The 18771-nt window shown below is 47.7% G+C and carries 13 protein-coding genes; 11 read left to right on the top strand and 2 right to left on the bottom strand.

Annotated features, from left to right (window positions below; all coding sequences use genetic code 11):
- The first annotated feature begins 10 nt into the window (after positions 1–10).
- The 3 genes from B5Z18_RS09395 to B5Z18_RS09385 are packed head-to-tail and all read left to right on the top strand — an operon-like array spanning position 11 to position 2647.
- The gene (locus B5Z18_RS09395) at positions 11–1669 is read left to right on the top strand and encodes an NAD(P)/FAD-dependent oxidoreductase (protein ID WP_079469103.1); all 1659 of its coding nucleotides are present in this window, start codon (positions 11–13) and stop codon (positions 1667–1669) included.
- A gap of 10 nt (positions 1670–1679) precedes the next feature.
- On the top strand, positions 1680–1943 hold the full coding sequence (locus B5Z18_RS09390; protein WP_079469102.1) for a UBP-type zinc finger domain-containing protein: 264 nt from the start codon (positions 1680–1682) through the stop codon (positions 1941–1943).
- Positions 1944–1963: 20 nt separating this feature from the next.
- Positions 1964–2647 carry a hypothetical protein gene (locus B5Z18_RS09385; protein ID WP_079469101.1) on the top strand — a complete coding sequence of 228 codons (684 nt, stop codon included), beginning with the start codon at positions 1964–1966 and terminating at the stop codon, positions 2645–2647.
- 13 nt (positions 2648–2660) lie between these two features.
- Here the strand turns inward: B5Z18_RS09385 and B5Z18_RS09380 are convergent, their stop codons facing one another.
- On the bottom strand, positions 2661–3431 hold the full coding sequence (locus B5Z18_RS09380) for a DeoR/GlpR family DNA-binding transcription regulator (RefSeq protein WP_310009836.1): 771 nt from the start codon (positions 3429–3431) through the stop codon (positions 2661–2663).
- Positions 3432–3799: 368 nt separating this feature from the next.
- Here B5Z18_RS09380 and B5Z18_RS09375 point away from each other — a divergent pair, with 368 nt between their 5' ends.
- From B5Z18_RS09375 to B5Z18_RS09350, 6 genes are read left to right on the top strand one after another with little or no spacing between them, the layout of a single operon-like run.
- Positions 3800–5404, top strand: a complete 1605-nt coding sequence (locus tag B5Z18_RS09375; protein WP_079469099.1) for a glycerol-3-phosphate dehydrogenase/oxidase — start codon at positions 3800–3802, stop codon at positions 5402–5404.
- Positions 5405–5457: 53 nt separating this feature from the next.
- Positions 5458–6951 (top strand): glycerol kinase GlpK, encoded by a 1494-nt coding sequence (gene glpK / locus B5Z18_RS09370; RefSeq protein WP_079469098.1) that lies wholly within the window; start codon positions 5458–5460, stop codon positions 6949–6951.
- An 11-nt stretch (positions 6952–6962) separates the two neighbouring features.
- Positions 6963–7691: an MIP/aquaporin family protein gene (locus B5Z18_RS09365; RefSeq protein ID WP_079469097.1), complete on the top strand. Its 729-nt coding sequence runs from the start codon at positions 6963–6965 to the stop codon at positions 7689–7691.
- Between the two features lie 49 nt (positions 7692–7740).
- On the top strand, positions 7741–8679 hold the full coding sequence (locus B5Z18_RS09360) for a glycerophosphodiester phosphodiesterase family protein (protein WP_079469096.1): 939 nt from the start codon (positions 7741–7743) through the stop codon (positions 8677–8679).
- A gap of 46 nt (positions 8680–8725) precedes the next feature.
- Entirely contained in the window at positions 8726–11794 is a 3069-nt protein-coding gene (locus B5Z18_RS09355; RefSeq protein ID WP_079469095.1) for a SusC/RagA family TonB-linked outer membrane protein, read from the top strand.
- 20 nt (positions 11795–11814) lie between these two features.
- On the top strand, positions 11815–13392 hold the full coding sequence (locus B5Z18_RS09350) for a RagB/SusD family nutrient uptake outer membrane protein (protein WP_159454244.1): 1578 nt from the start codon (positions 11815–11817) through the stop codon (positions 13390–13392).
- Between the two features lie 59 nt (positions 13393–13451).
- Here the strand turns inward: B5Z18_RS09350 and B5Z18_RS09345 are convergent, their stop codons facing one another.
- Entirely contained in the window at positions 13452–13898 is a 447-nt protein-coding gene (locus B5Z18_RS09345; RefSeq protein ID WP_079469093.1) for a hypothetical protein, read from the bottom strand.
- Positions 13899–14072: 174 nt separating this feature from the next.
- Between B5Z18_RS09345 and B5Z18_RS09340 the strand changes: the two genes are divergently transcribed.
- Together B5Z18_RS09340 and B5Z18_RS09335 are read left to right on the top strand one after the other, a co-directional pair.
- Complete coding sequence (locus tag B5Z18_RS09340) at positions 14073–15089, top strand: GntR family transcriptional regulator (protein ID WP_079469092.1); 1017 nt, start codon at positions 14073–14075, stop codon at positions 15087–15089.
- Positions 15090–15538: 449 nt separating this feature from the next.
- Complete coding sequence (locus tag B5Z18_RS09335) at positions 15539–18763, top strand: SusC/RagA family TonB-linked outer membrane protein (RefSeq protein WP_079469091.1); 3225 nt, start codon at positions 15539–15541, stop codon at positions 18761–18763.
- Positions 18764–18771: the final 8 nt, after the last annotated feature.

Here is an 18771-nt window from a genome sequence, read left to right as displayed (position 1 = left end):
TGTAGAAGATATGAGTCTGCCTATAATATTTGTTATTGATGATGATAGACAGGTGCTGAACGCCATCACGCAGGACCTGAAATCGTATTACCGGAAGTCGTACCGCATATTAAGCACGCTGTCTGCCAACGAAGCGCTGCAAAGCCTGGTGGAACTGAAAAACAGGAACGACACCGTAGCTATATTTATTTCCGATCAGCGGATGCCGGAAATGGAGGGCGTTGATTTTCTGCAGCAGGCAATGGAAATATTCCCCGCCGCCAAAAGGGTATTACTCACCGCTTACTCCGATACCAACGCTGCCATCAAAGCCATCAATGAGCTACGGCTGGATTACTATCTTCAGAAACCCTGGGACCCGCCGGAAGAAAAGCTGTATCCCATTATCAATGATCTGCTGGACGATTGGCAAACCGACTACCGGCCCGAATTTCAGGGGATTAAAGTAGTAGGTTATCCTTTTTCGTCAGATGCCTACCGCATTAAGGAATTTTTGGCGAGCAACCTGATTCCCTATCATTCCATTGATGCTAATGGCGACGAAGGAAAATTGCTGTTGCAGCTGAATAACCTCGATACATCTGCTTTACCCGTAGTCATACTGGAACAGGGAGAAGTAATGAAGGCGCCCGCCATCATTGATATTGCGGCGAAAATAGGATTGAATCCAACGCTTAAAAATGAGATCTACGATGTAGTGATCATTGGCGCCGGCCCTGCAGGATTGGCTGCCTCTGTATACGGCGCCTCCGAGGGATTAAAAACCCTGCTGATAGAACGCCATGCACCCGGCGGACAGGCAGGCACCAGCTCCCGTATTGAAAACTACCTGGGGTTCCCTTCGGGATTGAGCGGCGCAGAACTCACCCGCCGCGCCATTACACAGGCCACCAGGTTTGGTACGGAATTTTTATCGCCACAGTCGGTGAAAGAAATTAAACTCAAAGCAGATTACAAAATTGTTTGCCTGGAAAACGGCACAGAAATAAATGCACGCGCCGTTGTAATCACCACCGGCGTGGATTACCGTAAGCTGGATACCGTTGGTATAGAAAAGTTCACCGGCGCAGGAATCTATTACGGCGCCGCTACTACGGAAGCGGCCTCCTGCCGCGACCGCAGCGTGTACATCCTGGGTGGTGGTAACTCCGCCGGCCAGGCAGCAGTGTACCTGTCTAAGTTCGCAAAGGAAGTATTCATCCTTATCAGGAAAGAAAACCTCAACGCTACCATGTCGTCGTACCTGATAGATCAGATCCGCGACATCCCCAATATCAGTATTCTGAACAACAGCGAAATAGTGGAGGCTTCGGGCACCGACCGGCTGGGAAAGCTGAAGATAGAAAACCTGCAGACACATGAAGTAAAAGAAGTGCCTGCGGATGCGTTATATATTTTTATCGGCGCAAGACCTTATACCGATTGGCTGGGAGATCTCATCATCAAAGATGAAAAAGGCTATGTGCAAACCGGCAGGGAAATGAAATCATTTGATTATTTTGGTAAACTCTGGAAGCTCGACCGCGAACCTTATCTGCTGGAAACCAGCTGTCCCGGCATCTTTGCAGCCGGTGATGTACGGTCCGGCGCTATGAGCCGCGTGGCCTCCGCCGTAGGAGAGGGCTCCATGAGTATTAGCCTGGTGCATAAGTACCTGGCAGAAGTTTAAAATCTTTTTTATGGCTTTATGTTCACATCTTGAAGCAATTACCGAGGTAAAAGTTAGCGCCAACCATGTTTGCGAAGAATGCGTAAAGCATCATGGTAAATGGCTGCACCTGCGTACCTGTCAAACCTGCGGCGTTACGCTTTGTTGCGACGACTCGCCCGCAAAGCACATGACGCAGCATTATCATCAAACGGATCATCCGGTGATATCTTCTGCGGAGCCGGGAGAACAGTGGTTGTGGTGTTATAAAGACGGGGCGTTTGCGGAGTATTAACAGGATAAAATCTATACCTGATGGGATATAAGATATCTATGATTACTATTAAGAATCCGATGACACAAATATCAGAAGAAGATTTGTTGGTACATCTTGGATTCGGGAATCTCATATTGTCTGAAAATACTACACTAGATGTTTGCATGTGTCCGCGTGATAAGTCGGTGAATATAGGAACGTACAATAATTGTATTATTATTTGTGATGATTATCAGTTGACTAGCGTACTGGAAACGCAGGCACGCCCGGAAGCCTTGAGCGACTATGAAGATATATTGTCTGCTTTATACCCGGGTTCCGAAATATTAACAGTAGCCTGTCACAGTGTGGTGGACTATCATATGTATTCTTTGGTTAAAGGAGGAGAAAAATTTCGCTTTAAAATCGTAAGCAGTGGAACGCCTGTTCGAATGTATGGTGAGGAAATGGAAGAAGAAAAAGAGATCTATGCACAATCGGTGGTAATTGATGGGGAAAGACTTTTCCGTGACAGGCCTGATAAAGAAGAGTTTGAATATTATGAAGATGCGATGATGGAAGAGTTTACCTTCAATATAGCAGCCCGGCACCTGGGAGTTAATATTATTAAGGAAAATGGAGATGAATTGTTGACTGAAATACCTTTCAGAAAATACAAATGGCCAATCATTAAGGAACAACCAAAAAACTCCTGGTTTTCGCGATTGTTTGGAAAAAAATAAACGATGATTTTATTTACACTACCGTTACTTTTACGCCCATATCTTCCATTTTCTTCACAATATGTTCGGAGATACCGCTGTCGGTAATAACTTCATCTATTTCTTCCAGGGAGCAAATGCGCCCGAAGCCACGTTTTCCGAATTTGCTGGAATCCGCGAGTACAATGGTTTTCTGCGCGGTGGCCATCATTTTCTGGTTCAGGTGCGCTTCCATAATATTGGTGGTGGTGAGTCCAAACTCCAGGTCGATACCATCCACACCGAGGAATAATTTACTACACGAGAAATCTTCCAGAATTTTTTCTGCATAAGATCCGGTAACAGAAGTAGAGCTGTTACGGAGATGTCCGCCGAGTTGGATCACTTCAATCTCCGGCCGGCGCAGCAATTCCAGCGCTACGTTCAGTGCGCCGGTTATTACGGTAAGATGCCCTTTGGGTTGGATATTTTTTGCCAGCGCCTGCACAGAAGTACCGGAGGCTATAATGATAGCATCATTGGGTACGATGAGCGCGGCGGCGGCCTGCCCTATAATTTGTTTTTCCTCCCGGCGTATATTTTCCTTTTCATTCACCGGTTTGTCCATTGTATATGGATTGTGAATCGTAGCGCCTCCGTGTGAACGGAATAACAGCGACTTGTCCTCCAGCAGCTTGAGATCTTTTCGTATAGTCACGCCCGATACATCCAGCTCCTTACATAGCTCCAGTACATTAACATATCCTTTCTCGTGCAGTTTGCCGAGAATAAACTTATGACGTTCCGCAATATTGATCATAGACATATCAGATAAAAATAACGTATTAAAGTGTGTTGACACGGGATAATCTGAAAAAAATGCTCCTTACAAATATCCGGTAATTTTGTTTCAATTAGTTAATTATGGTTACATATTAGCTGGTTAGTATCCTTCGTTTTTATCTCATAAAATAAGATATGAAATAAAATGAAGTTATAGAGACGTTATAATTATATGTAATAATATTGATTTATAGTAATTTATATTTTTCTTTTTGTTTCTTTTCCGCTCATCAATAACTTTTTCACCTTTTTCATTTTATTTTATACTTTGGTTTCGAATTATTTCTTTTTGTTTTTATTACTATTGTAAAGAAAACAAATGAAACTAATTAAAAGTTATAGGGAGATAAAATGAAAAGAACTGAATCAATCAGGCAATTAAAGGAAGCAGGTGAACAACCGTGGGATCTTATCATTATAGGCGGCGGCGCTACCGGTCTTGGTATCGCTATGGATGCCGCCACCAGGAATTACCGGACCCTGTTGCTGGAACAGGCCGACTTCGCCAAAGGAACTTCCAGTCGCAGTACCAAACTGGTACATGGCGGCGTAAGATACCTGGCGCAGGGCGATATCGCCCTCGTACGGGAAGCCCTGTACGAAAGAGGACTGCTGCTTAACAACGCCCCGCACCTGGCCCATAACCAGCAATTTATCATCCCGCAGTATAACTGGTGGCAAGGCCCCTTTTATACCATCGGCCTCAAAATCTATGATCTCCTGTCCGGGAAACTGAGCCTCGGACGCTCCCGGCATATCGGCAGGGCAGAAGTGATCAACAGGCTGCCCACCATCCGGAAAGAAGGACTGAAAGGAGGGATCGTTTATCACGACGGACAGTTTGATGATGCCCGCCTGGCAGTAGACATCGCACAAACCGCCGTTGAAAACGGCGCCGTACTGCTCAACTACTTCAAAGTAAATGGCCTCGTTAAAAACAGCGCCGGCAAAATAAGCGGCGTACGCACACAGGACCTGGAAACCAATGAAACCTTCACCCTCCGGGCCAAAACAGTGATCAACGCCACCGGCGTATTTGTAGATGAAGTACTGCAACTGGACAACCCCGCAGCGCCTAATATGGTGAAACCCAGTCAGGGTGTACACCTGGTGCTGGACCCTTCTTTCCTCAACAGCAAAAGCGCTATCATGATCCCGAAAACGGACGATGGCCGCGTACTGTTTGCCGTGCCCTGGAATAATAAAGTACTGCTGGGAACCACCGACACGCCGCTCGATGAACACAGCATGGAACCCATTGCACTGGAAGAAGAGATCAGCTTTATTTTAAATACCGCAGGTAAATATCTTGATCGTCCGCCTGCCCGTGAAGATGTACTCAGCGTATTCGCCGGGTTACGTCCGCTGGCAGCGCCACAAAAAGAAACCGGTAGCACAAAGGAAATTTCCCGCAGTCATAAAATACTGGTAGCCCCCTCCGGACTGATTACCATCACCGGCGGTAAATGGACCACCTTCCGCAGGATGGCGGAAGATACAGTGGATCAGGCCATCAAAACCGGCGGACTGGTACCGGTTGGATGCAAAACAAAATCGCTGCATATCCACGGGTACCAGCAACAACCTTCCGCGCCTGCACCGCTGGACGTATACGGCAGCGACGCCGCCAGGATACAGGCATTTATGGCACTGTACCCCGGCATGAAAGAACAGCTGCACCCACGCCTGCCCTACATCAAAGCACAGGTGATCTGGGCAGTAAAACATGAAATGGCCCAAACCGTGGAAGATGTGCTGGCCAGGCGTTTGCGCGCACTTTTCCTGGATGCGCAGGCCGCTATAGACATGGCGCCCGCAGTAGCTGCGATCATGGCTGCAGAAATGAACAAAGACATCACCTGGCAACAAAAACAGGTGAAGGATTTTATGCAGGTGGCACAACACTACCTCCTGAAAAACGGTACTACCTATAAACAACTGAAGGTTACGGCATAGACTAAACGAAAAAGAATACATCCACGTAAACATCCACGTAGAAAAAGAAAAACATGATCAGATACATTATGGCAATGGATCAGGGCACAACCAGCTCACGGGCCATTATCTTCGACAAAGCCGGCGCAATTATCTCCACGGCGCAGAAAGAATTCACACAACTGTTCCCGCAACCCGGATGGGTGGAACACGATCCCGCTGAAATATGGAGCAGCCAGATCGGCGTAGCCACAGAAGCAATGGCGAAAGTAGGGCTGGAAGGCGGCAACATCGCTGCCATTGGCATCACCAACCAACGGGAAACCACCCTGGTATGGGACCGCGAAACCGGTAAGCCGGTGTACAATGCCATCGTATGGCAGGACAGGCGCACTGCCGCTTTCTGCGACGATCTTAAAGCTGCAGGCAAAGAAACGCTGGTACGCGAAAAAACGGGTCTTGTTATTGACGCCTACTTCTCCGGAACAAAAATCAGGTGGATCCTGGACAATGTGTCCGGGGCACGGGAACGCGCCAACGAAGGCAAGCTGGCTTTCGGAACAGTAGACTCCTGGCTGATCTGGAACCTCACTCACGGCGCCGTGCATGCAACCGATATCACCAACGCTTCCCGCACCATGCTGTTTAATATCCACACACAGGCGTGGGACGATGAACTGCTGGCCATGCTGGATATCCCGGCATCTATGCTGCCGGAAGTAAAACAATCCAGCGAAGTATGCGGCGAAACCGCGCCCGGCATCTTTGCCGTACAAATCCCCATTGCCGGCGTTGCCGGCGATCAGCATGCGGCCCTCTTCGGACAAATGTGTACGGCTCCCGGCATGGTGAAAAACACCTATGGCACCGGTTGTTTTATGCTGATGAACATCGGCGACACACCCATCATCAGCAAAAATAATCTCCTCACTACAGTAGCCTGGAAAGTAAACGGACAGGTACAATACGCACTGGAAGGCAGCATCTTTATCGCCGGCGCTATTGTACAGTGGCTGCGCGACGGTCTTGGTATCATCCGGGCCTCTTCTGAAGTGGAAGCGCTGGCCGCCAGCGTGGAGCAAAACGACGGCGTATACCTGGTGCCCGCCTTCGCAGGGCTTGGCGCCCCGCACTGGGACCAGCACGCGCGCGGTACCCTCGTAGGCATGACACGTGGCACCAACGCCGCGCATATTGCACGCGCCGCACTGGAAAGTATCGCCTATCAAACCATGGAAGTGCTGAAAGCAATGGAAGCAGATGCCAACATCAGCATAAAGGAATTAAGAGTAGATGGCGGCGCTACCGGCAACAACCTGCTGATGCAGTTCCAGGCAGATATCCTGCAAACAAAAGTAGTGCGCCCGGGCATTACAGAAACAACCGCCCTGGGAGCAGCCTATCTCGCCGGACTGGCTACCGGCTACTGGCAGAACCTGGAAGAAATTGCCAGCCAGTGGAAAATGGAAAAATGCTTCTCTCCAAAATTAGAACAGGAACAACGGCAGCAATGGATCAACGGATGGAACCGCGCAGTAAATGCCGCAAAAGCATGGGCTCACCAATAAAATTATAAACTATGTATCCTTATTTAGCTGAATTCATAGGTACCGCCTTATTGCTGCTGCTGGGAAACGGCGTGGTAGCCAACGTGGTACTGCATCAAACAAAAGGTAACAGCAGCGGCTGGATCGTGATCACCACCGGCTGGGCGCTGGCCGTATTTGTTGGAGTAGTGTTTGCCGGCCCTTACAGCGGCGCGCATCTTAATCCCGCTGTTACCATCGCACTGGCCACAGCCGGCAAATTCAACTGGACTGATGTGCCTTTGTTTATTGCCATGCAGATGCTGGGCGCTATGCTGGGCACTACGCTGGTATGGCTCAATTACAAAGATCATCTCAATAACACACCGGACAAAGGATTGCAGCGCGCCGTGTTTTGCACGGAGCCGGCTATACGAAATATCTGGCGCAACTTCATCTGCGAAGCTACCGGCACCTTTGTATTGCTTTTTACCATCTTCTATTTTACCAATGCAGAAGTAGGACCGGAGAAAACGCCGATGGGCCTGGGCTCTCTCGGCGCACTGCCGGTAATGTTGCTGGTATGGTCTATCGGGTTGTCGCTCGGCGGCACTACCGGCTACGCCATCAATCCGGCCAGGGACCTGGGGCCGCGTATCATGTATGCGCTGCTGCCAATAAAAGGAAAAGGACACAGCGACTGGAACTATTCCTGGGTACCCGTTTTCGGACCAGTGGCCGGTGCTGTACTCGCCGCTTCATTATACCTGTTACTGAAGTAAATAACGTTTACCGATATACGCAATTAATAACACGTTAGAACCACGCACAATGAAAAAAAAGATCAATATCAGCCTTATAGGCAGCGCAATGGCAGTTGCCGCGATATGCACCTTTAATGCCTGTAAAACAGCCAAAACAACTACGACCGCAAAAAATGGATACCCTTCTTTCTATACAGTAGGACATCGCGGCACAAGGGGCCTGATGCCGGAGAATACCATTCCCGCTATGTACCGCGGCTTAACCGAAGGTGCCAATACCATTGAGTTTGATGTACATATCACCAAAGACGGGCAGGTAATGGTATACCACGATGCCTCTTTTACACCATCGTATACCACCATGCCGGATGGAAAAGATATCCCTGCGGAGAAACACACGGACTATGTTTTTTACCAGATGAACTATGCTGATATCCGCCCGTTTATCATCGGTGAAAAACCATACCCGGCCTACCCGGAGCAACAGCGCATGCGCTCCTACGCACCACTGCTGTCTGAAATGATAGACTCCGTGGAAGCCTATACGAAAGCGCATCACCTGCCCGCGCCTTATTATCTGCTGGAAATAAAATCTTCCGAAAAAACGGATGGTAAGGAACAGCCGGCGCCGGAAGAGTATATGGACAAACTGATGGCCGTAAAACAATTACAACCGCTTGGGAAACGGTTGCTGGTGCAGTCTTTCGACATGCGCCCACTACAGGTACTGCACCGCAGGTATCCTGATATGGCACTTGGATTTCTGACAGATGATAAAAAGAACGGGTTCGATCAGCACCTGGCGCAACTGGGCTTTACGCCGTTTTTCTATAATCCAAACTATAAGCTGGTAACACCGGAGCTGGTGAGCAAATGCCACGCTAAGCATATTAAAATTGTTCCGTGGACAGTGGACGATGTTAACGAAATGAAAAAACTGAAAGCACTGGACGTTGATGGTATTATAACCGACTATCCAAACAGGTTACGCGAAGCAGGGCTCTGACCATTATTTATCTACCAGAATACTAACAAAAAAAACAAACACACTTATGAAATTCTTTTCACGATTCCGCCTGTTAAAGCCGGCGACTTTCCTGTTGCTGTGTATCGGGATCATTGGCGCCGGCAGCCTATCCCTGCATGCGCAGGATATTCCCGTTACCGGTAAGGTAACTGCCGCCAACGGCACTCCGCTGATAGGAGTGAACGTTCAGGTAGCGGGTACCAGCCGCGGCGCCGCCACCGACGTAAACGGTGCTTTTAAACTAACTGCACCTAAAGACGCTACACTGAAATTCACCTTTATAGGCTACCTGCCCAAAGAGGTGAAAGTAAAATCTGCTACTGTACTGGTAGTGCTGCAGGAAGACATTCAAAAATTAAACGACGTAGTGGTAGTAGGTTATGGCACGCAGAAAAAAGCCACCCTCACCGGCGCCATTACTACGGTAAATATGGTGGACAAAGAAGGCCAGCCGCTTACCAACGTGAGTAACGCACTGCACGGCGTACCCGGCGTATTCGCTAACCTCAGCAACAGTCAGCCGGGTGTGGATCGCAGCACCATCCGCATCAGGGGATTGAACACCTTCGGCAGCAGCGATCCCAGGGCCAACGACCCGCTGGTATTGGTAGATGGTATTGAATACTCTATGGATGAACTCAATCCAAACGATATTGAAACCGTTACTGTACTGAAAGATGCCGCTGCAGCCATTTACGGCTCCCGCGGTTCCAACGGCGTTATCCTTGTTACCACTAAAAAAGGAAGAGGTACCTCCCGCGTAAACTACAGCTACTACTACGGTCAGCAGAAAGCTACTTACCTGCCGGATGTGATCACCGATCCCATCGCGTACATGAAACTGAAAAACCAGGCGCTCATCAATGAAGGAAAAGCAATTGAATATGCAGAAGCGGATATAGACGAATACCAGAAAGGAATGGCTACAGATCCTTTCACCTATCCTGCAAACGATTGGTATAAGATTGCCCTGAAAAACGGCGTGATCCAGAAACATGACCTGAGCATTTCCGGTAGCTCCGATAAATACCAATACCGCCTGTCACTCGGCTATCTCGATAGAAACGGTATCCTCTTCGGACCTGGCAACCATGAAAAGAAATATTCTGTGGGGCTGAATGCTTCAATGGATGTAACCAAACGTTTGCGCGCCGGTATCACCATGGATGGTTACTACAGAACCTACACCACACCATTTTATACGGACACCTGGAACTACCTGGCCCGTACATTGCCTATTCTCACGGATACGCTGCGGGACGGCCGCTACGGCAACTCCTGGCTCAGAACCGCCGGTCGTAACAACTGGGAAAACCCACGTATGCTGGCATACAACGGTTTACAGACCAAACAGATCCAACGTTTCCTGACTACCGTTTTTGCAGAGTATAAACTGCCTTTTGATATCAATTATAATATCAAATTTGGTGTGGATAAGTATGATGGTTTGCTCAGCGGCTTTACGCCACGTATGCAAACCTTTAATCCGAAAACAGGCGCGCCTATCAACTGGAACAGTCCCGCTACTGCACCACGGTCAGCTAAAACGGATTTTAACGATATGAACATCCATTTCTATAACACGCTCGACTGGAAACACCAGTTTAAAGAGAAACATAACCTCTCTGCCATGCTGGGCGCCAGTTATGATAACTTCGATTCTGACTCATGGGCAGCCAGTATGTATGGCTACCTGGATGGGCGACTGGATGCTTTAAGCGTAGGTACCACCTGGAACGCTACCTCAGGAAATCTTACCCGTGATGTACTGGAATCTTATTTTGGTCGTGTTAACTACGATTACGATGGCAAATACCTGCTGGAAGCTACCTTCCGTTATGATGGTTCCAGCCGCCTCGGAAAACATAGCCGCTGGGCATTTTTCCCTTCTGTATCCGCCGGTTGGCGTATCGATAAAGAAGCCTTCTTTCATTCAGATTTCATCAATGTGCTGAAGCTGCGCGCTTCCGCCGGTAAATTGGGTAACCAGGCCATTGCACTCTACACTACAGAGCCAATGGTAAATCTTGGTGAAGACTATAGTTTCGGCGGCGTATTAAATTCCGGAGCCGCAAAAATTGCAGATGCAGATTCTACCCTCAGATGGGAAATTACCAATGCATACAATGTCGGTGTTGATGTTAACCTGTGGAATAATCGTATAGGCCTTACCGTTGATGCGTATAAGAAACGCACAAACGGTATCCTTCGTGAAGTGGGCATGCCTTCCCAGGTGGGTAACCTTGCCGGCGCCAAACAAAACGTAGGTACGGTAGATAATACAGGTTTTGAAGTAACGGCGCAATACCGCGATCATATCGGCGAAGTGGATTTGAATGTGTATGGAAGTGTGGCTTACAATAAGAATGAAGTAGTAGACCTGCATGGTGAAATTATTTATGGTACAGGTACCATCACACAGGCGGGATCTCCTATTGAATCTTTTTATATACTGCAGGCAGAGGGTATTTTCCAGAACCAGGCAGAAATAGCTGCCAGTGCAAAACAATCTGCCAATACAAAACCAGGTTACATCAAATTCAGGGATGTTAATAACGATGGTATTATTAATGGCGATGATCGCGTAATTGTGAACAGCTCTTCCTCTGTACCAAAGTATACTTATGGTTTCGGGTTTAATGTAGGCTACAAAGGGATCACGCTCAGTGCTGCATTTCAGGGTATTGGCGGTGTAAAGGTATTGCCTACTGCCAACCTTGCCTATCCGTTCAACAATGGCGCCAATGCTACCTGGGAATGGACAAGGGATGCCTGGACGCCTGAAAAACCCAATGCACGTTTACCAATCGTAACCACCAGCACCGGCAGCATCGATAATTTCCAGCGCTCTACTTTCTGGTTAAGAGATAACTCATACCTGAGAATGAAAAACATCCAGTTGGGCTACGCACTGCCGCAGCTATGGTTGTCGAAAGCAAAGATCCAGAAAGTGAGTGTGTTTATCAACGCAGAAAACCTGCTGACTTTCTCCCGGTATAAAGATTTCGATCCGGAATCCATACTGGATCAAACCACGTTGTATACTTATCCAATGTTGAAAACCTTTAACGGTGGTATTAACGTTACCTTCTAAACATCCAAATCATGAATAGTATGAAAAAGATATATCTCTTACTTTCCTGCACAGGTCTACTTGCTGCAGGTTGCAACAAAAGCCTGCTGGATACTTCTCCTCACGACCGCTACCCGGAATCAACGTTCTGGCAAACACCGGAAGCGGCCAATGCCGGCCTGGTAGGCTGCTACTCCGTGTTGCGTAACCAGGGCGTCTTTGGTGGTAAAACTTCCAACAATGCCACCGCGCTTTGGGAAGAAACCCTTTCTCCCAACGCTTACAACCAAACGGATGCGATGAGCTTTAACTCTATTGCGCGTGGTACACAGATGTCGAGTACCGGTGGTATCGTTACCGCCCGTTACTCTGATTGTTACAGCGGTATTGGCCGTTGCAATACCTTTTTGAAGAAAGTAGATGAAGTAACAGCCATTGATGAGGCTACCCGGAGAAGAATGAAAGGAGAGGCCTATTTCCTGCGTGGACTGTACTACTTTATCCTGGAAAATTATTACGGTGCGGTGCCGTTAATCCTGGACCCGCCGGATAAAAGCACCCAGGCCAAGCTGCCGCGCACACCACGTGCAGAAGTAGTGACCAGTGTGTTGAAAGACCTGGACAGCGCCGCTGCTATATTACCGGTAAAATTCACCGGGGCAGATCTGGGTCGTGCCACCAAAGGCGCAGCTATGGCGCTGAAAGCAAGGATCCTGTTATACGAAGCCAGCCCGCTGCTGAATACTTCCAACGATCTGGCGAAATGGAAAGCAGCTGTTGATGCCGCCAAAGCAGTGATGGATTTGCCGGGTACAGGCTACGGACTCTTTGCTGATTACCGTGGATTGTTTTTACAACCCAATGAAAATAACAAGGAAGTTATTTTTGATGTACAGTATGTTTTCCCGCAGCAGGGTAGCTCATTTGACCTGATCTGTACGCAATACAACACCAATGCGCCTTTGCTGGATCTGGCCAAAACCTACTACATGAATAATGGACTGCCTGTTACTGATCCGGCTTCAGGATACAAGGCCGACAGTCCGTATCTCCGTCGTGATCCGCGTTTATACGGTACCTTCACTTACCCGACCGATATGTACCGCGGTGCTGTTATTTCTGCCACCCGTTTTGCTATTACCGGTTATGGTATGAAGAAGTATAGCCTCTATGATAGTATTGCTCCGCCAAAAGATAAGGCAGATCTGAAAGACGGCCAGTCTGATATCAACTTTATTGTACTGAGATATGCCGACATCCTGATGATGTACGCAGAAGCACAGAATGAAGTAAGCGGCCCGGATGCTACCATCTTTGCGGCACTCGACAAGATCCGCGACAGGGTGAAGATGCCGCATATTTCCAATACTTTATCCAAAGACGCGCTGCGTGCGGAAATCCGTCATGAGAGAAGAGTGGAATTTGCCGGTGAAGGATTGTATTACAACGACATCCGCCGCTGGAAAACCGCTGAAACCGTGATGAATGCGTCTATTGAGAATTACAACGGGAAGAAGATTGAAACCCGTACGTTCGATAAACTACGCGATTACTGGTGGCCGATCCCGGTAGGGGAAAAAGATCTGAACCCTAACCTGGAACAGAATCAGGGATATTAATTGTCAGGTATATTATGCAGATATGCAGTTACACAGTAGCTGCATATCTGCATTTTTTATTAGTCATAGATGGATACGTCGTCAATGGAGAAGTCTTCCTCCAGCTGTACTTTGATCTCCGAACCCGGAAAGATTTTTTCAGAGATAAAATTAAGCATGAAACCCTCCGGAAATACTTCAATGCCTGCTAAGGTAAGGTCATTTATGAGGGCCGTCAGTTCATCAGAAGAGGGCGGCACATCCTGCTGCCCATAGGCGCTTTCGTTGATCTCCTTTGCGACGGCGTCAACAATTTCCTGGTACTTCCCACTATCCAGGTAGGCCACCAGCTTTTTTGCTTCTTCCACCAGGGGCGCAAAGTCGTCCGGTTCAGTACTCACCGTTTCCGGGTCTATCATCAGGGAAACGGGCTCCTGTATGGCGGCCAGCTTTACTTTGGCGGTAAGCATATTTTCTTCGATATGGCCATCTATAATTTCAGGGCCAAAACTATGTTTCTTTGCCATCTTGTTGAAATTGACCGAATATAACAAATCGACGGGAATATAGGGCCGGACTTTTACCGGATTTTTTCTTCAGGAGATATAAAAAGGGAATGTTATTTTTGTTGGTATAGAATAGGACAGCAGCTTTGCTTTCCTGAAAACGCAATTTAACAGTGACAATTTAATTAACCCGGTATGAACCACGTATTTGAACAGGTTTACGAGATGGAGGCGGTGAGCGGATTATCCAAACATGAACAATTGGTGAATGGTATTTTAAACGCCATACAAAATAAAGGTTTGGCACAGGGGGATATGTTGCCTTCTGTAAATGAACTGATCAATGAGTTTGGTTTTGCGCGGGAAACAATTGCAAAAGCCTATAAAGAGCTGGTAAGCAGGGGGATTGTAGAGCCCAGGAACCGGGTTGGCTTTTTCGTGGCCAATGTGAATATCAAGCAGCACCTACGCATCGCCCTCGTACTGTTTGCATTCGATGCCTTCCAGGAAATGTTCTATAAAACTTTTCGCGCCGGCTTAGGCAAGGATGTGCATATCGATATTTTCTTCCATCATAATAATATAGAGGTACTGCAAAGTATCGTGAACAGCATAAAAGGGAAGTATGGCATGTACGTGGTGGCGCCCATTCCGCACAACAAAACCGCCGGTATCCTTGGTGCATTACCTATGGATAAGTTCCTGATGATTGACCGCTACGAACCTATTCCCGGAGAATACTCCTATGTGGCACAGGAGTTTAAGCAGTCTTCCTACAAAGCCTTTTCTGCCCTGGCAGGCGTGATCAAGCAATATAAAGGAATGGTGTACTATCACCGGCCCGTAGCCGATACCCCCATAGAGATCCTCCAGGCGTTTAAGAAGTTTGTAAAAGATTTTAATATCAAAAGTGAGATAAAGCCAGAATACCTGCCTGGCACCCTCGAGAAAGGAAAGGTGTATTTCACTATCAACAACGCTGAGCTGTGGACCATGCTCAAGGATTGCAAGCAAATGAAACTCAAGCCCGGTAAGGATATCGGTATCCTGTCGCACAACGATGATATTGTAAAAGAACTGATTTTCGACGGGATCACCACCTATACCACCGATTTCAAGCTCATGGCGGAAAAGGCCGCTGCTTTTGTACTGACCCGCGAAAAGATCCAGGAAATAATCCCCACTGTACTCATCAGGAGGAAGTCGTTATAAACCGTTTTATGCAATTTTCCATGTGTAAGGGATACGTCTTAAACGTATCTCTTACGCTTCTTATGATATTGTTTTAGCCTAACCTGATTGCCATTTAACCCTTCCTTCCTTTTTTTGCAGCGCTGTAAAAAATAATCCCGCATTTCTTTTGGCGGTTATGAAAAAAATATATATTTGCTATAGGATAGTATAGGATAGTACAGTATAGAATCAAATTCCTATTTCACGTGATACCAGAATCAATCATTAATTACGATAGAACTATAGTTTCCAGGTTATGACGGAATGAATGAAGCAAACGTTATGAAATAAACTTTTTCTCCCTTTTACATTAATTACTGAATGCCACGTACACTTATGATGGCCGTTTATCCTGCTGGGTATCCGGAAGCGTCATGATGCTTTAATACACGTTATGGTTTTTTATTCTTCCAATAATTGCTCTTAATATGTTCAGGAAATTTACTTGCTACAAGAAGAGATTTACTGCCGCTTTGCCAACGGCATTATCCACTCCCCGCTACCTTTTGATCCTGCTGCTGTTGATGCTGGCAGGCAACGTTCATGCGCAAACACCGGCCCGGGTAACTATTACCGGATCGGTGTCCGATACCACCGGCAGATCCCTGGAAGGCGCTACCATCTCGGTAAACGGCAGAAGTTCCAGCGGAACAGCCACCGACCGGAATGGTAAATTTATCCTTGATGTACCGGTAGGCGCTACCATCCAGGTAACCTTCGTAGGCTTTATCGAACAGCGGTTTGTGGTAAACGCCACGCAAAAAGATTATCATCTCCGGATGAAAAGTGTGATCGCCTCTGTAGATGAAGTAGTAGTAACAGCCTTCGGCCGAAAGCAAAGAAAAGAAGCGGTAGTTGGCTCGGTTACCAGTATTAATCCCGAGGACCTGAAAATTCCTACCAGTAACTTAACCAACGCCCTGGCCGGTCAGATGGCCGGCGTAATCGCCTTCCAGCGCGGTGGTCAGCCCGGGGCAGATAACTCGCAGTTCTTTATCCGCGGGGTTACCACCCTCGGGTACAGCGCCAGTCCGCTTATCCTTGTGGACAACGTGGAACTGAGCGCCAACGATCTGGCCCGTTTACAGGTAGATGATATCGCCAGCTTTTCTATTTTGAAAGATGCGAGTGCTGCAGCCCTGTACGGCGCCAGGGGCGCCAACGGCGTGATCCTCGTTACTACAAAAGAAGGTAAACCGGGAAAAGCCAGGGTAAGCGTACGCCTGGAAGATGCCATCTCAACACCCACACAAAACCTCAAACTGGCAGACCCGATTACTTTCATGAATCAATACAATGAAGCCGTAACTACCAGGAACCCATTGGCTACACCGTATTTCACGCCTAACACCATACTCGCTACCAAAGCTACTATCGATAAAGCACCGGGCAGCAATCCGTATGTATACCCGGCGGTAGACTGGATGAAGACATTGTTCAAAGATCAAACTACCACTAAACGCGCTAACTTCAGCGTACAGGGCGGATCAGATGTTACCAAATATTATATCGCCGGATCTTATGCCCGCGACAACGGCATCTTACAGGTAAACCCGGTGAATAACTTTAACTCCGGGATGAAGTTTGAAAACTACCAGCTGCGCTCTAACGTGAACGTAAAAATCACCAAAACAACAGAAGCAGTGGTGCGCCTCTGGGGTAACTTTAACGACTATACGGGACCTATTACAAGCGATGCCTCCGGCTTGGCCACCGACCTGTATTCCAGGGCGCTGCATACCAGTCCGGTGGCATTTCCAGCCTATTATGAACCGGATGCGGCAAATGCCAACACCAATCATATCCTGTTTGGCAGCGCCTACGGTAACGATGGCTCCCTGTTAAATAACCCCTACGCCAACCTGATGTACGGGTATAAGAACTTTTCTGAATCCAGGATGTCGGCGCAGTTTGAGCTGAACCAGGACTTCAACTTCATCACAGAAGGGCTTACCTTCAGAGGTATTTTCAGTACCAACCGCTATTCCTATTTTGACCTCAGCCGCTCCTACAAACCGTTCTATTACGGTGTGGGCAGCTACGATCCCGATGCCAATTCGTATGTACTCAACTGGCTGAACAGCTCACCCGGCCAGGCACAGGAATTCCTCGGTTATTCTGAAGGCGCCAAAAACATTTACAGCTACATCTATTTACAGGGTGCTATAGATTATAACCGCGACTTCGGGAAAAGTAACCTGAGCGGAACGCTGATAGGTACCCGTCAGCAAACGCTTTACGGCAATGCCGGAAGTTTGTTAGGATCACTACCTTATCGCAACCTCGGTTTTTCCGGAAGGGCAACTTATTCATTCGATAAAAAGTATTTCGTTGAGTTTAACTTTGGTTACAACGGATCGGAAAGATTTGCACCGCAACATCGCTGGGGCTTCTTTCCCACCATCGGCGGCGCCTGGGTGGTATCCAATGAATCATTCTGGGAAGGCGGCATCGCAAAAATTATTTCCCGCCTGAAGATCCGCGGCAGTTATGGACTGGTAGGGAATGATAATATCGGTAACCAACGCTTCTTCTATCTCTCCAGCGTAACCCCGGATGATGCCAATGGTCCCGGTGCTACCTTTGGCACCAACAACAGCTTCACGCTGAAAGGTACTACCATACAGGCTTATCCTAACCCGGACGTAACCTGGGAAACCTCTAAGAAAGGCAACCTGGCAGTAGAAATGACCATCGCCAACAAACTCAATGTAACCGCAGAAGTATATAACGAAAACCGCTACAACATCCTGATCAGACGCGGCTATATCCCTGTTACCGCCGGTATTGAAGGTTCTGCCTCCGATAACCTCCAGGCAAACCTCGGAAAAGTGGATTCAAAAGGTTTCGATCTTCATCTCGATTACAAACAAAATTTTTCAAAAGATATATGGTTGACGGTGATGGCCAACCTCACAGTAACAGATAATAAAGTTCGCTACTTTGAAGAGCCGGAATATAAATATGCTTACCGCTTCTCTACCGGTAACCCGGTTAACCAGCAGTTTGGATATGTGGCCGAACGCCTTTTTGTAGATGACAAAGAAGCCGCCAACTCGCCTGTGCAAAACTTTGGCAGCGAGTTTCCTAAAGGTGGTGATATCAAGTATAGAGATATTAATGGCGATGGGGTAATTAACCAGGACGACCAGGTGCCCATCGGTTTACCTACCACACCACAGATCATTTATGGTTTCGGTTTTTCCTTCGGGTATAAGAGTTTCGATGTGAGCGCTTTTTTCCAGGGACTGGCAAGAGAATCCTTCTTCATTAATCCCAAAACTACCGCGCCATTCGTAGACAACGCCCAGTTGTTACAGGCATACGCCGACAATCACTGGTCGGAGGAAAACCAGAACCTCTACGCCCTGTGGCCGCGGTTGTCTACCTCACACATTGCCAACAACGAACAAAGCAGCACCTGGTGGTTGCGTGATGGAAGTTTCATGCGGTTGAAGTCTGTTGAAATGGGTTATTCACTCCCGAAAAGATGGATCGCGCCATTACGGTTAACCAACTTCCGCGTATACTTCAGTGGTCTGAATCTGCTCACCTTCAGCAAATTCAAACTGTGGGATCCGGAGCAGGCGGGTAACGGCTTTGCCTACCCAATCCAGAAAGTATTCAACCTGGGTGTAAATCTTAATTTCTAAGTATAAAA

It is taken from the genome of Chitinophaga ginsengisegetis (assembly GCF_900168065.1).
GTDB classification, from domain to species: Bacteria; Bacteroidota; Bacteroidia; order Chitinophagales; family Chitinophagaceae; genus Chitinophaga; species Chitinophaga ginsengisegetis.
This window is presented reverse-complemented; position numbering and strand designations above follow the sequence as displayed.